Genomic DNA, 18,863 nt, shown 5'->3' with positions numbered 1-18,863 from the left:
GATGAAGATTTTGAAACGCATCCTTCGCCTGTTTTTCTACACGCTGCTGATCGTGGCGGCGGCGGGCATCGGCGCGCTGGTCGTGCTGACCAAGACCGAGCGCGGCCGCGAAAATCTCGCCGGCATCATCTCTGACATGGCCTCGTCAAGGGACAGCAAAGTCACGGTCAGCGGCATTAACGGTATCTGGTCCGGCGCGCTGACGGTCGACCATGTCGTGCTGGAAGACCGCGAGGGCGCGTGGCTGGTGGCCCGCAAGGTGGCCGTCGACTGGTCGCCGCTGGCGCTGTTGTCGAAGAATTTCAGCGCCGACCGCATAGCGGCCGAACGGATAGAACTGGCACGGCTGCCTGTGGCGAGCACCGAGCCGAGCAAGAGCGGGTCGACCGGCCTGCCGGTTTCGCTTGATGTCAGAGCGATCGATTTGCCGGAGATCGCGCTCGGCCAGCAACTTGCCGGCAGCGGCATTGCCGAACTTGCGGCCAAGGGATCGGCCAAGGTCGATGCGTCGCCGCTGGCGATCCAGACGGTGCTCAACGTTACCCGCCATGACGGCAAGCAAGGCAATGTCGACGCCAACATCCACTTCGCGCCGGATGAAAACAAGCTTGACCTCGATCTCAAGGCTTCCGAGCCGGCCGGCGGCATCATCGCCAACCTGCTCAAGCTACCCGGCGCGCCGCCGGTCAACATCGTCGTCTCGGGCACCGGGCCGCTGGCCAACTGGAGCGGCGTCGGCACCTTCATGGTCGATGGGCAGATCGTTACCCAGCTCACCGGCCGGCACCAGCTGACCGACAAGGGCAACCGGATCGAGGCCAAGGGCGACGGTTCGTTCGAAGGGTTCCTGCCGGAACGGTTCAAGTCGCTGTTTGCCGGCAAGACCAGTTTCGACCTCGCCGGCACCGCGACCGCAGCCGGCGGCGTCGACATCGAGCGCGCTGCAATCGAGAGCGACGCAGTTCATGGTACCGCTGCCGGCATGGTCGACCCCAACGGCGCCAGCGACCTTTCGGTCGAACTCGTGGCCAAAGCCAAGCCGGTCACGGTCAATGTCGGTACCCAGGCGCAGCCGATCATGGTGGCCATCAACAATGTGACCGCGCGCGCCTTCGGTGACGGCAAGGCGCCGATGATTGACGCCAGCGCTTCACTGGTCTCGGTGGTGGCGGGCGGCTCTCAGGTGAACAATCTGGATGCGAAGATCCATTCCGACGGTTTCGACTTCGAGAACCGCAGCGGCCCGGTCAGCGTGTCGCTGGCGGCGGCCGGGCTGAAGACCGACGTGGCGACACTGGCCCCGCTGGTCACCGGCAAGCTGACGGCCTCTCTTTCCGGCTCGATCAGCAAGGATGAGATATCGCTCGATGAGGGTACGCTGCGCAGCGATGCGCTCAATGCCGGGCTGACGGCCAAGGTGGCGCTGGCCGACCTCGCCATGACGCTCAAGATGAATGCCGATGCTGTGTCGACGGCGCTGCCGCCGCAGATCAGTTCGCTGCTCGGCGAACGGGTCAAATTCTCGGCGACCGCGACGCGCGATCCGCAGGGCTCTTTCGCCGCCAACTCGATCGAACTCACTTCCGGTTCGCTGAGCGCCAGCGGCACCGCCAGCGCGCAAGGCAGCGATATCCAGGCCGACATCAAGGGCAAGCTCGGCGACGTCTCGGTGCTGTCTTCGCTGGTCGGCGTGCCGATCGCCGGCGGGGTCGATTTCGCGCTGACGGCAAGCGGCGCGCGCAACGCACCGGATTTCTCGGTTTCGGCCGACAGTGCCAGCCTGACGGCCTCCGGCCGCACCGTCAAGGACATCAAGCTGACCGCATCGGGCAAGGCCGGCATTGTGAGCCCGGCCGCAGATGTCTCGCTGACCGGCGCGGTCGACGAACAGCCGCTCGCCATCAAGGCGGCGCTGGTGACGAGCGACGGCAAGCGCTCCATCAAGGGGCTCAGCGTAGCGCTGGGCGACAACAAGGTGTCGGGCGACCTCGCGCTCGATGAAAAATTCCTGCCGCTGGGGACGCTGACGATCTCCGCCCCCGACATCGCGCCGCTGGCGTCGCTGGCCGGGCAGACGGTGGCCGGCGATATCGGCGGCACCGTGGTGTTCTCCAAAGACGGCGAGGCGCCCACCGTCACCATCAATGCAGCCAGCGTGTCGATCGCGCGCGGTGATGTGGCAGCCAAGGCAGTCACCGTCAGCGCACTGATCGCCAACTATCTCAACAGCCCTGCGATCTCCGGCACGATCAAGGCCGAGAGCGTGACCTCGGGAACGACCGTCGTCAGTGGCATCGGCGTCGACCTCAAGCGTGACGGCGACTGGACGAATTTCACCGGCGGCGCAACCATATCAGGCATTCCGGCGACAGCTGCCGGGCGGGCGAAGATTGCCGGCGGCGCGACCAGCGTCGAGATCGCGTCCGGCGAGGCGACGGTGCGCGGCATCAAGGTGGCGATCGCCGAGCCGTCGAGCCTGACCATTGCCGATGGCATAACCAACATTCAAAAGCTGGTAGTCGATCTCGGCGGCGGCTCGGTGACGCTGTCGGGCACGGCGGGCCGGACGCTCGATCTGGCGGCGACCTTCTCGGCGCTGCCGGCTGCGCTTGCCAATGGCTTTTCACCCGGCCTCGATGCCGGGGGCACGCTCGACGGCACGGCGCAAATCGCCGGGCCATCGGCAAATCCCGATATCCACTTCGATGCAAAGCTGGCCGGCGCCGAGACCAGCCAGACCCGTCAGGCCGGGCTCGGGCCGCTCGATGTCGATGCGGCCGGCAGCTATTCCGCGGCCGGCGGCGTCGTGCTCGACCAGGCGACGCTTTCGGGTGAGAAAATCTCCGGCAAGGCGGCCGGCACCCTCAACCCGAACGGCGCCAGCGATTTCGCGCTCGACCTGACCTCTTCCGGTCCGAGCCTGCCGCTGGCGTTCGGGAGCGTGGAAGGCCCGATCAAGCTCGAACTGCAGGCGCTGTCTGTGAAGGCGGCGGGGCAGGCTGCGCAAGCCAAGCTCGATATCTCGGCGGTGTTGCCGTCGGTGGCGACGAATTTCACCAAGGTCGAGGGCATCTCGCTGGCGCTGCATTCCGACGCGTTCGATGTGAGAAGCCGCACCGGTCCGATCTCGGGCACGATGACGGCGGACAAGATCGGTCTGGACAATCCGACCATCGCACCGCTGATCGCCGGCAAAGTCACCGCCAAGGTCGCGGGCAGCCTGGCGGCCGATGCGATCACCATCGACAGCGGCTCGGTGCAGGGCGATGCGCTGGGCAGTGCCTTCAATGGCCGTGTCGGCTTTGCCGATGGAGCAATCGACCTCAACCTCAACGCCGACGTGCTGTCGGCGGCGTTGCCGGCGGCGGCGCGCAGCGTGCTGGCAGAGCGCACGCAGCTCAGCGCCACGCTGAAGCGGGATGCCAATGGCAATGTCAGCGCCAATCCGGTCACGCTGGCGTCGGGCGCACTGACCGCGGACGGTCAGGCCAGCCTCGCCGACAACAAGCTTAGCGCAGATATCAAGGGTGCACTGGCCGACATCTCGCTGTTGTCGAAAGATGCCAAAGGCGCGATCAGCTTTGCACTCAACGCGCAGGGGCCCAGCCTGGCGCCGGACCTGTCGCTGACGGTCAACAGCGACCGCCTGCTGGTGGCGGAACGCGAAATCACCGGACTTAAGCTGATTGCGACCGGCAAGGCCGATGCCGCGAACCCGGCAGCCAATGTGCAACTGACCGGCAATGTCGCGGGGCAGGCGCTTCAAGGCAGCGCGGTGCTGGCCACGGCCGACGGCAAGAGCGCCATCAACGGCCTGCTGTTGTCACTCGGCAAGAACAGGATTTCCGGCGACCTCGCCCTCGACGAGGCTTTCGTGCCGGTCGGCACCATCGCGCTCGACCTGCCGGATATCGGGCCGCTGGCGGCGCTGGCGCTGGAAAAGGCCGAAGGCGACGTGCGCGGCACCATCGCCTTCTCAAAGACCGCGGATGGCCCGAACGTCGCCGTCAAGGCTGCGACCGCTTCGATCACGCGCGGCGATCTGCAGGCGAAGACGGTGTCGATCGATGCGCTGGTCGCCAACTATCTCGCCGCGCCGGTCATCTCGGGCAAAATTCGCGCCGACAGCGTCATTTCCGGCGGCACCGCCATCAGCGGCATCGATGTCGATTTGAAGCGCGACGGCGACTGGACCGGGTTTTCCGGCGGCGCCACCGTCAAGGGCATTCCGGCGAAGGCTGCGGGCAGGGTAAAGGTGGCTGGCGGCACCACCACCATCGAACTCGCTTCCGGCCAGGCCACGGTGCAGGGCATCAAGGCGGCCATCGCCCAGGCCTCGACCGTCAGCATCGCGAACGGCACCACGACGCTGGACAAGCTGGTGCTCAATCTCGGTGGCGGCACGGCGACGGTGACCGGCAAGGTCGGGCAGGCACTCGACATCAGCGCCGCGCTGTCGAAGGTGCCGGCCTCACTCGCCAACAGTTTTTCGCCGGGCCTCCAGGCCGCCGGTTCGATTTCGGGAACAGTCAAGGTAACCGGCGCGCCGGGCAATCCGACTGTCGCTTTCGATATCGATGCTGGTGGGGTGCAGACCTCGCAGACGCGCAGCGCCGGTCTTAGCGGCATGAATATCTCTTCGTCGGGAACATTCGCCGGCAAGAAGCTCACCTTCAACGCCGACATCAGCGACGGCGCCGGGCTTGGCCTCAAGGGCGGCGGTACGGTAACGACGGCCGGCACACCAGCGCTGGTGCTCGACTTCAACGGCAAGGTGCCATTTTCCTTCCTGGCCGCCAAGCTTGCGGCGCAAGGCCTGTCGCTCAGCGGCACCGCCAACGTCAATATCCAGATGCGCGGCCCGGCGGCGTCGCCGGTGATCGGCGGCACGGTCAGCACGTCGGGCGCCCGCCTGGTCGACGCGCGCTCCGGCCTTGCCGTCAACGACATTGCCGCCGACATTTCGATCGGCAACGGCGTTGCCCGGATCAACCGGCTGACCGGCACGCTGTCGACACGCGGCAGCCTGTCGGCCTCCGGCACACTCGGCATCAATCCGGCGCAAGGTTTCCCAGCCGATTTGTCTATCAAGCTGGTTGACGGCCGCTATACCGACGGCAGGGTGGTGACAGCCAATCTCGGCGGCGACCTGACCATCAAGGGGCCGCTCACCTCGGCGCCGGTGATTTCGGGCACCGTCAACCTGGCCAAGACCGTCATCACCGTTCCCGATAAGCTGCCGGGCTCGCTGGCGGCGCTCGGTGTCAAGCACAAGAACGCGCCCGCCTCCGTGCGGGCGCAGGACAAGGCCTTGCGACCGGCGGCGGCCAGCGGGGGTGGCGGCAGTGGGCTTGTCCTCGACGTCACGGTCAATGCGCCGAACCAGATCTTCATCCAGGGCAGGGGTGTCGATGCCGAGTTCGGCGGTTCGCTGAGGCTGACCGGCCCGGCGGCTTCGCCGCAGGCGGTCGGCACCTTCACCTTGCAGCGTGGGCGGCTGTCGATCCTCGGCAAGCGGCTGACCTTTACCGAAGGCACGGTCGGCTTTTCGGGCTCGCTGGTGCCCTACCTCAACTTGACCGCGACATCGACCACGACCAGCGCCACCGTCACCATCGTCGTCTCGGGCGAAGCGACCAATCCGAAATTCGACTTCTCATCGGTGCCGGCGCTGCCCGAGGACGAGGTGCTGGCGCAGCTGATTTTCGGCCGCTCTATGTCGAACCTGTCGCCGCTTCAGATCGCGCAGTTGGCCGAGGCCGCCGGCCAACTGGCCGGCGTCGGCGGCTCGACCTCGCTGCTCGAAAACCTGCGCAGTGCAATCGGCGTCGATGACCTGGATGTGACCACCGATGACCAGGGCGGCACCGCCGTGTCGGCGGGCAAGTACCTCAATGACCGCACCTATGTGACGATCCAGAAAGGCGACAGGCCAGGATCGGGCAAGGCGACGATCGACCTCAATGTGGGACGCGGCGTCAAGCTGCGCGGCGAGGCCAACGATGGCGGCGAGGCCAAGGGCGGCATATTCTACGAAAAGGAATATTGAGTTCCTGGCCCTTACCGCCACCGGAACTGGCGCTGTCTCAACCCGCCCAAATGTATCAATTACTCGCCTAAGCAGATTCCGGCGGAATCTGGGCGCGCTAGCACTTTTGCGCCAAGTCTGTCGTTATCACGCGAACCGCTCCCTTTTCAAAGTTGCACATTCCCTAACAGGTTCCGTAGCCATGCCGTCTTTGACATCACGGCAGGGATGCGGAATGTTAAAAGGCGGAAAGCCAACAATGGGAGTTAAGGTATGACAAATTACAAGAGTAATGGCGATCGCGTTCCCGATCACATCCTGGCCATGGCCGAAGAAGCCAAGGCAGGCAAAGTCGATCGCCGCGAGTTCCTCGCCATGGCGAGCGTGTTCGGCGCGTCGACTGCGATGGCCTACGGCATGCTCGGCGTAGCCGTGCCGACCCAAGCCAGGGCCGAAGAGGTGCAGGGCAAGAAGGGCGGCATCCTTAAAGTCGCGCAATGGGTCAAGGATCCCAAGGATCCGCGCAAGGCCGACTGGTCGGAAATCGCCAATGCCGAGCGTCAGGCGCTTGAGCCGCTGGTCAAGTACACCAGCGAATACACGTTCCGCCCGTACCTTCTGGAGAGCTGGGAGGTCAACGACGACGCCACCGAGTACACGCTGCATGTGCGCAAGGGTGTGACCTGGTCGAATGGCGATGCCTTCACCGCCGATGACGTCATCTTCAATCTCAAGCGCTGGGCCGACAAGAAGGCCGAGGGCAATTCGATGCCTGGCCGTCTCGGCACGCTGGTCAAGGACGACAAACTCGACGAAAGCGCCGTGACCAAGGTTGACGACCACACCGTCAAGCTGAAGCTCGGCAAGGCCGACATCGCGCTCATTCCGAACATGTGCGATTATCCCGGTCTCATCGTCCACAAGAGCTTCGACGAGAAGGGCGGCGACTTCAAAGCCTGCCCGATCGGTACCGGTCCGTTCGAGCTCGTCTCCTACGATGTCGGCCAGAAGGTGGTCTACAAGCGCCGCGAGGACAACAAGTGGTGGGACGGCGAGGTGTTCCTCGACGGCATCGAATTCGTCGACTACGGCACCGATCCGGCAGCCATGGTCAGTGCCTTCGAGGCGGGCGAAGTCCATACCAATTTCGAGACCTCGGCCGACTATGTGTCGATCCTCGACGGACTGGACCTGGTCAAGTCCGAAATCGTCACCGCCTCGACCATCGTGTGCCGCACCAACATCAACAACAAGCCTTACGGCGATCAGAAGGTGCGCAACGCGCTGCAGTTGGCGGTCGACAACAATGTCGTTCTGCAGCTTGGCTACGGAAATGCCGGCACGGTGGCTGAAAACCACCATGTCTGCCAAATCCACCCGGAATATTACGAGCTGCCCAAAGTCGCTCGCGATCCGGCCAAGGCCAAGGCGCTGATGGCGGAAGCCGGCCAGGCCGACTTCGAGCATGAGCTGATCACGGTCGACGAAGACTGGCACAAGAATACCGGCGACGCCATCGCCGCGCAGATGCGCGACGCCGGCCTCAAGGTAAAGCGCACGGTGCTGCCGGGCTCGACGTTCTGGAACGACTGGACCAAGTACCCGCTGTCGATGACCAACTGGAACATGCGCCCGCTCGGCGTTCAGGTTCTGGCGATCGGCTATCGCACTGGCGAGGCGTGGAACGAGTCGGCCTATTCCAACCCCGAATGGGATGCCAAGCTTAATGCAGCATTGGCTGTCGCCGATGCGGCCAAGCGCAAGGAAATGATGAAGGACATCGAGCAGATCCTGCAGGATTCCGGCATCATGATCCAGCCATACTGGCGCAAGCTCTACAGCCACTCGGTCAAGGCGGTGCAGAATTACAAGATGCATCCGACCTTCGAGCGCGACTACGGCAAGGTCTGGCTCGACCAGGCGTGATTGGAACGTCAGGGAAGGGGCGCTTCGCTCCTTCCCGTCACGCCTCGCATGGCCCAGAACCGGAAGCCGCCGCAGCAAAAAGTTGCGGACTCTCCTGAAAGACCGTTCAATAAAACTGGGTTGATTGCATCCGAGTGCCGATTTGACGGCCAACTCTGCCGGCAACGGCAAAGCTGGTTTTTCGAACTGGCTCCAACCCCAACCAGACCGGCAGGGGACCGCCATGCTTTCTTTCGTAATCCGGCGTCTCGGCACCATGGCATTGACGATGCTGTGCCTGACGATGATCGTCTTCTTCCTGATCAACCTCGAGCCTAATTTGAAGAAGCTGGCGATCAGCCAGACCGAAATGCACACATCGGCCGAACAGCTCGAAAGCTGGCTGGTCAACCATGGCTACCGGCAGAACTTCTTCGTGCGCTACGGGCAATGGCTGGGCGTCGTCCCGAAGCAACCGGTGACCGATCCGGCGACCGGCAAGCCGACGCAGCGTTTCTCCTTCTGCAACGATCCGCTGGAGCCGAAATTCTCCGGCATCCTGGAAGGTGATTTCGGCTGCTCGACCAAGTTCAAAACCTCCGTTGCGTCAAAGCTCTTCCCCGCACTCGCCGCCACCGGTATCCTGATGCTCTGTGTGCTGTTGGTGATGGTGCCAATTTCGCTGCTGATTGGCATCCTGGCCGGCATGCGCGAGGGCTCGCGAACGGACCGAACGCTGTCCGTCGCATCGATCGCGTCGACCGCGACGCCCGAATATGTGTCCGGCGTCATCTTCACCGTCATCTTCGCCTCCTGGCTCGGCTGGCTGAACGGTTCGGCCGCCTCGGCAAGCCAGGGCATCACCTTCTACAATTTCACCCTGCCGGTGATGACGCTGGCGATCTACGGCATCGGCTACATCGCCCGCATGACACGCGCCTCGATGGTCGAGGTGATGACGCAGCAATATATCCGCACCGCCCGGCTGAAAGGGCTTTCCTTCGGCAGCGTCGTCGTCAAGCACGCGCTGCGCAATGCGCTGATTGCGCCGTTCACCGTCATCATGCTGCAATTTCCCTGGCTGCTTACCGGCGTCGTCATCGTCGAGGTGATGTTCCGCTACCAGGGCTTTGGCTACACGCTGGTCGAGGCCGCCGGCAACAACGACATCGATCTGCTGCTTGGCTGTTCACTGGTCTCGGTGTTCATCGTGCTGATCACGCAGCTCATTTCGGATGTCGGCTACGCGTTCCTCAATCCGCGTATCAGAGTTCAATAGGGGGCTGGGGCAGATGCAGGTCGAATATATCGGTGCCTTCAATGTCGTGCTCGGCGTGATTGGGCGTTTCTGGCCAGTCTGGTTAGGGCTTGCCCTGGTGATGGGGGTGAGCTTCACCTACAAGAAAAGGCTCGGCCTCTACGGCCAGTTGTTCGATAGCGGCGTCGGCATAGTCGGTGTCGGCATCTGCCTGTTCTGGCTGTTCACGGCAATCTTCGCGTCGACCGTCGCGCCCTTCGATCCGCTCGCCCAGGTCCCGATCATGAAGGATGCGCTGCCGGGCGCGCTCGAGCCGGTATCGAAACTCATCTACTATTTCGGCGGCGACAAGCTCGCCCGCGATGTCTTTTCGCGCATGGTCTATGGCAGCCAGATCGTGCTGATCATCGCACCGGCGGCGACCGGTTTCGCGCTGATGGTCGGCATCACGCTCGGTCTGCCCGCCGGTTACTATGGCGGCCGGATCGACACCGTGCTGTCGTTCCTGGCCAATCTGGTGCTGGCCTTCCCGGTGATCCTGCTGTTTTACCTGCTGGTGACGCCGGGCATCATGGATACGCCGATCCCCTACGCCATGGCCGGGCTGTTCTTCCTGTTCCCGATCATCTTCTTTTCGGTGCTGTTCTGGACGCGCTACAAGAACCGGCCGGACCGCCTCTATATATTGCTCGGGCTGACGCTGATCATCGGCGGCTGGGTCTATGCCGGCCTGGTGTTCGACGCCGATCCGTTCAAGATCATCCACATCGATCCCAACCAGCTCAACATCTTCGTCGCGGTGGTGTTCGCCTCCAGCCCCGGCGTATTCCGCATCGTGCGCGGCCTGGTGATGGACATCAAGACGCGCGACTATGTGGCGGCGGCGCAGACGCGCGGTGAATCGCCCTGGTACATCATGCTGTGGGAGATCCTGCCCAATGCGCGCGGGCCGCTGATCGTCGATGCCTGCCTGCGCATCGGCTACACCACGATCCTGCTCGGCACGCTCGGCTATTTCGGGCTGGGCCTGGCGCCGGAGAGCCCGGACTGGGGCACCGCAATCAAGGACGCCAGCCGCCTGCTGCGCTCCTTCATCCACCCGGCGCTGCCGCCGACCATCGCGCTGATGTCGTTCGTGCTGGGCTTGAACCTGCTTGCCGACTCGCTGCGCGAACAATCGATGAAAGACTGATCTGCGGGTCGGCCCGCGAGCATGAAAATAGGATTGGAGCGACCCATGAATGAGGCAGTTCGAAATCCCGGCAAGCCGACCCTTGGGCCAAGCGCTGCGCCGATCATCGAGATCGAGAACCTGTCGATCTCCTTCTTCACCCGCAAGGGCGAGATCCCCGCCGTCATGGACTTTTCCTGCACGGTGATGCCGGGCGAAGCCATGGGCATCGTCGGCGAGTCCGGCTGCGGCAAGTCGACCGTGTCGCTCGGCATCATGCGCGACCTCTCCAACATCGGAAAGATCGTCGGCGGCAAGATCAAGTTCCAGGGCAAGGACATGGGCGAGCTGTCCGACGAGGAGTTGCGCTCCATCCGCGGCAACAAGATCGCCATGATCTACCAGGAGCCGATGGCGAGCCTCAATCCGGCGATGAAGGTCGGCCAGCAATTGATGGAAGTGCCGCTGATCCACGACAAGGTGTCGAAGGAAGAGGCTTACAAAAGGGCGCTCGAAATGGTGCGCTCGGTGAGATTGCCCGATCCCGAACGCATGATGCGTTCCTATCCGCACCAGCTGTCCGGCGGCCAGCAGCAGCGCATCGTCATTGCCATGGCGCTGCTGTCGAAGCCGGCGCTGCTTCTGCTCGACGAACCGACGACGGCGCTCGACGTGACGGTGGAGGCCGGCATCGTCGAACTGGTCAAGGGGCTGGGCGAGAAGTTCGGCACGTCGATGATCTTCGTGTCGCACAATCTGGGTCTCATCCTCGAGACCTGCGACCGCATCACGGTGATGTATTCGGGCGAAGCGGTCGAGACCGGCAAGATCAAGGACGTCTTCGACCGGATGCGCCATCCCTATACGCAAGGGCTGTTCCGCTCGATTCCACTGCCGGGCGCCGACAAGAATTCACGGCCGCTGATCGCCATCCCCGGCCAGTTGCCGCTGCCGCATGAGCGGCCCAAGGGCTGCAATTTCGGCCCGCGCTGCCACCATTTCGTCGAGGGCGTCTGCAATGCCGCCGAAATCCCGATGATCGAGGTCGCCGGTCACGAAGGGCATTTCTCGCGCTGCGTGCGCTTCAACGAGATCGACTGGGAAGCGCTGCCTCCCGGCGCCAAGAAGGTCAATGAGAAGGTTGTGCCCGGCGCGCCGGTGCTCAAGATCGAGGATTTGAGAAAATACTACAAGGTCGGCGGCAGCGAAGTGTTCGGCTCCAGCGAAGGCCGCGTCGTCAAGGCCAATGAGACGATCTCGTTCATGGCGCGCGAATCCGAGACCGTCGCCATCGTCGGCGAGTCCGGCTGCGGAAAGTCGACGCTGGCCAAGGTCCTGCTCGGGCTGGAGACGGCAAGTGCCGGCACAGTGACGCTGGGCAACAAGGAGATCCAGTCGACCGGCATCGAGAAGCGCAGCGTCGAAACGGTGTCATCGATCCAGATGGTGTTCCAGAACCCGTTCGATACGCTCAATCCCAGCCACTCCGTCGGTTCGCAGATCATCCGCACGCTGGAAAAATTCAAAGTCGGCAACAATGTCGCCGAGCGGCGCAAGCGCATGCTGGAGCTGCTTGACCTGGTGAAGCTGCCGCGGGCCTTCGAGACGCGCAAGCCGCGTCAGCTCTCAGGCGGCCAGAAGCAGCGCATCGGCGTGGCGCGTGCCTTTGCCGGCGATGCCAAGGTGGTGGTGGCCGACGAGCCGGTGTCGGCACTCGACGTCTCGGTGCAGGCGGCGGTGACCGAGCTGCTGATGGACATCCAGCGCAAGAACAAGACGACGATGCTGTTCATCAGTCACGATCTGTCCGTCGTGCGCTACATCGCCGACCGCGTCGTCGTCATGTATCTCGGCTACATCGTCGAGCAGGGTACGACCGACCAGATCTTCGCGCCGCCCTACCACCCCTACACCGAGGCGCTTCTGTCGGCGATCCCGATCGCCGACACCAGCGTGGTCAAACGGCACATCGTGCTCGAAGGCGATATCCCGTCGGCGATGAACCCGCCGAGCGGCTGCCCGTTCCAGACGCGCTGCGGCTACAAGAGGCTGGTGCCGGACAATCTGTGCGAGACCAAGGTGCCGCCGGTGAAGCATCTCGGCGATGGCCATATGAGCCTGTGCTGGCTGTCGGACGATGTGCTGGCGACGATGGAGCCGGTGATCAAGTTCGACAGGGAACACGCAGCGCATGAGGGCGTGCCGGAAGACGCACCGGATGGGATCGGCCCCGGCTTCGCCGGCGAACCGCCGAAGCGCCCGCATGGCAAGAAGCCGAGCTGACCAGCCATAGAGGCAATGCCGCTCGTTGGCGCATTGCCGCAGCGTCGCCATAGCTCAAGGAACGACAGCTACGTTCGCTTGAATATTGCTGTCCATTGCTTTATGTGATGCGTGATGTTTGATGCGCGATAGGGAGCATGTTGTGAGAACCACACTTGCAATCGATGACGATGTCCTACTTGCGGCCAAGGCCATGGCGCGACAGCAGGATCGCAGCGTTGGCGACGTCATTTCCGATCTGGCTCGCCGCTCACTGCGCAGGCCCCCGACCGGCGGTGAACGCAACGGCATCCCCTTGCTTGCATCGCGGCCCGACGGCCCGATGGTCGATCTCGAAATGGTCAATGCGCTTCGCGACGAATTGCCGTGACCTTCCTGCTCGACGTCAATGTGTTGATTGCGTTGATCGATCCGGCTCACGTCGCGCATGAAGATGCCCATCGGTGGTTCCAATCCACCGGGCATTTATCATGGGCAACATGTCCCATTACCGAGAATGGCGTCATCAGGATTGTAAGCAACCCGAAATACCCCAATTCTCCGGGTTCGCCCGCCGTGGTGGCGCAGATTGTCGGCAAGCTGCATGCCCTTTCAGGACATCAGTTCTGGCCTGACGAGATCAGCCTTGTCGGTTCCAACGACATCGATGCAGCCAGGATCCTCACCCCGGCACAGGTAACGGATAGCTATCTGTTGGGACTCGCCAAGGCGCGTGACGGCCAATTGGCGACGTTTGACCGAAAGCTGTCGACGGCAGCGGTAAAGGGAGGGAGGTCGATCCTCCACCTGATCCCAAGCGAATGAATGGCTGAGTTCCGCTTCGATCGCAAACTGCGTGGCTGCAAGACCGCTTGGCAACGTCAGCTGCCGCATTGCTGCAGCTGTTCGGCATAGTCGCGGGCCATCTTTTCGGTCGCCCTGGCATAGCCCTGCACGCCGGCATCGCCACGGTTGCCGCGGCCGTAGGCGGTCCAGCCGAGATAGTAGGCGAGATAGAGATTGTAGGTGTCGTTGCGGGCGACGCCGAACGTGTCTGATGTCTTGGAATGATACCAGCCGACGAAATCGACGGCATCGGCAAACTTGGTCCGCCGCGCCGCCCAGCTGCCGGTTTCGCTCTGATATTGCGACCAGGTGCCGTCGAGCGCCTGCGAGAAACCGGTGGCCGACGAGACATGTTTCCACGGAATGAAGCCGAGCAGTTTGGTACGCGGCGGCCTGGCATTGCTCTTGAAACCGGATTCCTTGCGCACCGTCGCCATCAGCACGGGGACAGGGACGCCGTATTTCTGCGAGGCGCGCTCGGCGGCCGACTGCCAGTTGTCGAACCAGCCGTCGTTCTGGTCGAAGACGGCGCAGACATCGTTGATATGGTTGGGCGGCGTCGCGCAGGCCGGCAAAGCCAGCAGCACGCCAACCGCTACAATTTTACTCAAATTCGAACTACGCATGGAAGACGGATAGGCTGAAATCATAAAGGGAATCTTGCGGCGTTTCTTAACGGCTTGCCGGCCCGGCTCCGCTGAGTGGGACCTGTATCATTATTCCGACCTTTTGCGTCGCCTCTGTCTCCATACGAATTCAAAAATGCCGCCTTGGCTAAAATCACGCCCGCGAAGGGCGGATTTCTGACAGCGATATCCGGATGCCGGCGCTCTGATGCCAGGCATGAATGAACCAAGACGAAAGCGCGGCGCGGAGCGAACCAGCAACCGGGGGCCCGCCGCCATCCCGCAACTTCCACTGCGGCGGGTGACCAATCCCTATCCGCCGATGGCGATGCTCTCAGTCGACCAGGTCGAAACGATCCACCAGGCGTCGATGCATATTCTGGAAAATTTCGGCATCGAGGTGATGTCTCAGCGGGCGCTGGCGCTGTTCGAGAAGGCGGGCGCAAAAGTCGACCATGCGACCGCGAATGTCCGCATCGACCGGGGCCTTGTCGCCGAGGCGCTGAAGACCACGCAGTCCAGCTATCGGCTGACGCCGCGCAACCCCGCCAACACCATTCATCTCGGCGGCAACACGATCAATTTCACCCTCGTCGCCGGGCCGCCCAATGTGCACGACATGGAGCGCGGCCGGCGCGCCGGAAACTTGCACGACTATGCCGATCTGACCCGGCTGGCGCAGCATTTCAACTGCATCCACATGCTCGGCAACCAGGTCTGCGCGCCGGTGGAACTGCCGGCCAACACCAGGCACATGGATACCTATTTCACCAATCTGACGCTGACCGACAAATCGTTCCATGTCTCGGCGATCGGACGAGGCCGGGCGCTGGACGGCATCGAGATGATGGCAATCGCGCGCGGGCTGACGCTGGACGAGATGCGCGATGATCCCGGCATTGCCACCATCATCTCGGTCAACTCGCCGCGGCGTTTCGACGAGATGATGGCCGAAGGGCTGATGACCATGGCTGAGTTCGGCCAGTCGGTGGCGGTGACGCCGTTCACGCTGATGGGCGCGATGAGCCCGGTGACGCTCGCCGGCGCCCTGGCGCAGCAGAATGCCGAGGCGCTGTTCGGCGTGGTGCTGACGCAACTGGTGCGCCCCGGCGCGCCAGTGATGTACGGCGCCTTCACCTCCAACGTCGACATGAAGTCGGGCGCGCCGGCCTTCGGAACGCCGGAGAACACCAAGGCCAACATCGCCTCGGGGCAATTGGCGCGGCGCTACAACCTGCCCTACCGCACCACACCGGGGTCGGCATCGAATGCGGCGGACGCGCAAGGCGCCTACGAGACGCTGATGGCGCTGTGGGGCGCTGTGCTCGGCCACGGCAACCTCGTCTATCATGCCGCCGGCTGGCAGGAGGGCGGGCTGACGGCATCGTTCGAAAAGCTCATCATCGATGTCGAGATGATCCAGCACATGATGGAATTCCTGCGCCCGATCGTCGTCGACGAGGCGGAGCTTGCTGTCGAGGCGCTGGGCGCGGTGCCGACCGGCGGCCATTTCTTCGGCGAACCGCACACGCTGGAACGCTATGCCACGGCCTTCTACCAGCCGATGCTGTCCAACTGGCAGAATTACGAGGCCTGGCAGGAAGCCGGCGGCCTCGACACCACGGCGCGCGCGACGCGGCTGTGGAAGAAGGCGCTGGAAGATTATGTCGAGCCGGTAATGGATATCGCCGTGCGCGAGGCGCTGGAGGCGTATGTGGCCAGGCGCAAGGAAGCGATCGGGCAGGGCGAGCCGTGACTTTTTCAACATCGGCGCGCGGCGCTGCCTTTCTGATTCACCTTATCTCCTCAACTCATTGATAACAGAGCAAAACTCATGAAATCGCATGCAAAGGTCGTGGTCATTGGCGGTGGCGTCGTCGGGTGTTCGGTGCTGTTCCATCTGGCCCGCCATGGCTGGACCGATGTCGTGCTGCTGGAGCGCGACGAGCTGACCTCGGGCTCGACCTGGCATGCGGCTGGCGGCATGCACACGATCAATGGCGACCCCAACGTCGCCAAGCTGCAGAAATACACGATCTCGCTCTACAAGGACATCGAGGAGCTGTCGGGACAGGCGACCGGCGTACATCTGACGGGCGGCGTGCTTCTGGCGGCGACCGAGGCGCGGCTCGACTGGCTGCGCGGCGTCGTCGCCAAAGGGCGTTACCTCGGCATCGAGCTCGAAGAAATATCGGCCAATGAAGCGGCCGAGCTGATGCCGCTGCTCGACCCGAAACAATTCGTCGGCGCCGTCCGCAACAAGGAGGACGGCCATCTCGATCCCTCCGGCGTGACCCATGCCTATGCCAAGGCCGCGCGGAAACTGGGCGCCGAGGTCGAGCGCTTCACCAAGGTCGAGGACATTGTGCGCCGGCCCGACGGCATGTGGCGCGTCATCACCAACAAGGGCGAAGTGGTGGCCGAGCATGTCGTCAATGCCGGCGGGTTATGGGCGCGCGAGGTCGGCCGCATGGTCGGGCTGGAGCTGCCGGTGCTGGCAATGGAGCACATGTACCTGATCACCGAGGATATGCCGGAAGTCGCGGCGTGGAACGCCAAGACCGGCACCGAGATCATCCACGCCGTCGATTTCGACGGTGAGCTCTATCTGCGCCAGGAGCGCGGCGGCATGCTGATGGGCACCTATGAGAAGGCCAACAAGGTGTGGTCCGAGTTCCAGACGCCTTGGGATTTCGGCCATGAATTGCTGGAGCCGGACATCGACCGCATCGCGCCGTCGCTCGAGGTCGGCTTCCGGCATTTCCCGGCCTTCGAGAGGACCGGCATCAAGCAGATCATCAACGGGCCCTTCACCTTTGCACCGGACGGCAATCCGCTGGTTGGGCCGGTGCGCGGGCTACCGGGTTTCTGGGTCGCCTGCGGCGTCATGGCGGGCTTCAGCCAGGGTGGGGGCGTTGGGTTGGCGCTGTCCAACTGGATGATCGAGGGCGATCCCGGCGCCGACATCTGGGCCATGGATGTGGCGCGCTACGGCGACTGGGCGACGATGGCCTACACCAATGCAAAGGTGCGCGAGAATTATTCGCGCCGCTTCTCGATCCGCTTCCCCAATGAGGAACTGCCCGCCGGGCGGCAGCTGAAGACGACGCCGATCTACGATCTGCTGTCGGCCAAGGGCGCGCAATGGGGCGTGTCCTATGGGCTGGAAGTGCCGCTCTGGTTTGCGCCCGAGGGTGTCAAGGACGAGTTCTCGTGGCGGCGGTCTAGCGATTTTTCCCATGTCGCCAATGAGGTCGCGACGGTTCGTGAGAGCGTCGGCCTGGCGGAGATTTCGAACTTCGCCAAATACAAGGTGACGGGAGAAGGGGCGGCCGCTTGGCTCGACCGGATCTTTGCCTGCAAGTTGCCGAAGCCCGGCCGCATGACGCTGGCGCCGATGCTGAAGGACGACGGAAAACTGATCGGCGATTTCACCCTGGCCAATCTCGGTGCCCCCAATTCCAACGGCGATGAGTGGTTCATCGCCGGCTCCGGCATTGCCGAGCAGTATCATATGCGCTGGTTCGAGGCGCATCTGCCTGCGGATAGATCGGTTCGTTTAGAGGCGCTGGGGCAGAAGCTGACCGGCCTCGCAATCGCCGGCCCGAAGGCGCGGGATGTCTTGGCCAAAGTGAGCCGCGCGGATGTCTCCAATGCCGCCTTTCCGTTCATGGCGGTCGCGAAAATGGACATCGGCACGGCGCCGTGCCTGGTCGGCCGCGTCAGCTATACCGGCGATCTCGGCTACGAGATCTGGGTGGCGCCGGAATATCAGCGCGCTGCCTTCCAGGCGCTGATGGCGGCCGGCGCGGAATTCGGCCTCGGCCTGTTCGGCACGCGCGCGCTCAACGCGCTGCGGCTTGAGAAAAACTACGGCTCATGGGCGCGCGAATACCGGCCGATCTACGGGCCGCTGGAGGCCGGGCTCGACCGTTTCGTCGCTTATGGCAAGGAGGCGGATTTCATCGGCAAGGCCGGCGCTCTTGCCGAGCGCAAGCAGGGCGGCAAGCTCAGACTGCGCACCTTTATTCTGGATGCCGACGATGCCGATGTCATCGGCGACGAGCCGATCTGGTTCGGCGGCGCCGTGCGCGGCTGGGTGACGTCAGGCGGCTATGCGCATCACTCGAAGAAATCCGTCGCCATCGGCTATGTGCCGAAGGAGATCGCCGATGAGAGCGACGGCTTCGAAATCGAACTTTTGGGCAAGCGCCACGCGGCGCGCGTTCAGGCAGCGCCGCTCTTTGACGCGAACTTCGAGCGAATGCGCGCCTGAAGCGCTTCGGCTTTCGCCGAGGCGCTTCAGATTCCTTTGTGCATGTCGTTATCCCAAAACCGCTGCGCACCTTTGGGCGACATGCATTGCGCGTCAGGCGTTGCGGCGGTTGTCGAGCGCGAAAGCGCCGGCGCCGGCAAACACCAGATAGAGGAAGATGAAGCAGAAGGAGATTGCCGCGTCGCCGCTGTTGTTGACCGGGAAGAAGTCGCGCGGGTAGTGCGCCATGAAATAGGCGATGGCCATCTCGCCGGCCAGAAGGAACGCGACCGGGCGGGTGAACAGACCGAGCGCCAGCAGGATGCCACCGGCGAACTCCAGGATGCCTGCAGTCATCGTCAGGCCGGTAAGAGCGTGAGGCTCGGCGCTGACCGGAAAATTGAACAGTTTCTGCGAGCCATGCTCGAGGAACTGCAGGGCTGTGATGATGCGCAGGACGCCGAGCGCCTGCGGCTGAAATCTGGCGAGACCGTCAAAAAGCTTCATCTAAA

The 18,863-nt window shown here is 63.4% G+C and carries 11 protein-coding genes; 9 read left to right on the top strand and 2 right to left on the bottom strand.

The features are described from left to right. Position 1 precedes the first annotated feature (1 nt). The 7 genes from NKL06_RS31015 to NKL06_RS30985 all read left to right on the top strand — a co-directional run bounded on the left by NKL06_RS31015 (position 2) and on the right by NKL06_RS30985 (position 13,449). A complete protein-coding gene (locus NKL06_RS31015) occupies positions 2–6,049 on the top strand; it encodes a translocation/assembly module TamB domain-containing protein (protein WP_023690813.1) in 6,048 nt (2,015 codons plus the stop codon). A 252-nt stretch (positions 6,050–6,301) separates the two neighbouring features. Next, positions 6,302–7,954, top strand: a complete 1,653-nt coding sequence (locus NKL06_RS31010; RefSeq protein WP_023668187.1) for an ABC transporter substrate-binding protein — start codon at positions 6,302–6,304, stop codon at positions 7,952–7,954. Between the two features lie 223 nt (positions 7,955–8,177). Then, complete coding sequence (locus tag NKL06_RS31005) at positions 8,178–9,212, top strand: ABC transporter permease (RefSeq protein WP_023668188.1); 1,035 nt, start codon at positions 8,178–8,180, stop codon at positions 9,210–9,212. 13 nt (positions 9,213–9,225) lie between these two features. Beyond that, the gene (locus tag NKL06_RS31000) at positions 9,226–10,383 is read left to right on the top strand and encodes an ABC transporter permease (protein WP_023690814.1); all 1,158 of its coding nucleotides are present in this window, start codon (positions 9,226–9,228) and stop codon (positions 10,381–10,383) included. Between the two features lie 45 nt (positions 10,384–10,428). Continuing rightward, a complete protein-coding gene (locus tag NKL06_RS30995) occupies positions 10,429–12,645 on the top strand; it encodes a dipeptide ABC transporter ATP-binding protein (RefSeq protein WP_023690815.1) in 2,217 nt (738 codons plus the stop codon). Positions 12,646–12,787: 142 nt separating this feature from the next. Continuing rightward, positions 12,788–13,015 (top strand): hypothetical protein, encoded by a 228-nt coding sequence (locus tag NKL06_RS30990; protein WP_023668191.1) that lies wholly within the window; start codon positions 12,788–12,790, stop codon positions 13,013–13,015. Further along, positions 13,012–13,449, top strand: a complete 438-nt coding sequence (locus NKL06_RS30985) for a TA system VapC family ribonuclease toxin (RefSeq protein WP_023682204.1) — start codon at positions 13,012–13,014, stop codon at positions 13,447–13,449. Before NKL06_RS30990 ends, NKL06_RS30985 begins: the two co-directional genes overlap by 4 nt. A gap of 56 nt (positions 13,450–13,505) precedes the next feature. Here the strand turns inward: NKL06_RS30985 and NKL06_RS30980 are convergent, their stop codons facing one another. Then, positions 13,506–14,096, bottom strand: coding sequence for a transglycosylase SLT domain-containing protein (locus NKL06_RS30980; RefSeq protein WP_023668193.1), 591 nt, complete (start codon positions 14,094–14,096; stop codon positions 13,506–13,508). 217 nt (positions 14,097–14,313) lie between these two features. On the opposite strand from NKL06_RS30980, the gene NKL06_RS30975 reads away from it, so the two are divergent. Next, the gene (locus NKL06_RS30975) at positions 14,314–15,852 is read left to right on the top strand and encodes a trimethylamine methyltransferase family protein (RefSeq protein WP_023690816.1); all 1,539 of its coding nucleotides are present in this window, start codon (positions 14,314–14,316) and stop codon (positions 15,850–15,852) included. 78 nt (positions 15,853–15,930) lie between these two features. Then, positions 15,931–18,372, top strand: a complete 2,442-nt coding sequence (locus NKL06_RS30970; protein ID WP_023690817.1) for a GcvT family protein — start codon at positions 15,931–15,933, stop codon at positions 18,370–18,372. A 93-nt stretch (positions 18,373–18,465) separates the two neighbouring features. On the opposite strand, the gene NKL06_RS30965 is transcribed toward NKL06_RS30970, so the two are convergent. Next, positions 18,466–18,858 (bottom strand): DoxX family protein, encoded by a 393-nt coding sequence (locus NKL06_RS30965; RefSeq protein WP_023690818.1) that lies wholly within the window; start codon positions 18,856–18,858, stop codon positions 18,466–18,468. Positions 18,859–18,863: the final 5 nt, after the last annotated feature.

The sequence above is a fragment of the Mesorhizobium sp. C268A genome (genome assembly GCF_040324475.1).
Taxonomy (GTDB): domain Bacteria; phylum Pseudomonadota; class Alphaproteobacteria; order Rhizobiales; family Rhizobiaceae; genus Mesorhizobium.
Note: the sequence above shows the minus strand (reverse complement) of the source record. Positions and strands in the feature narration are given on the sequence as shown.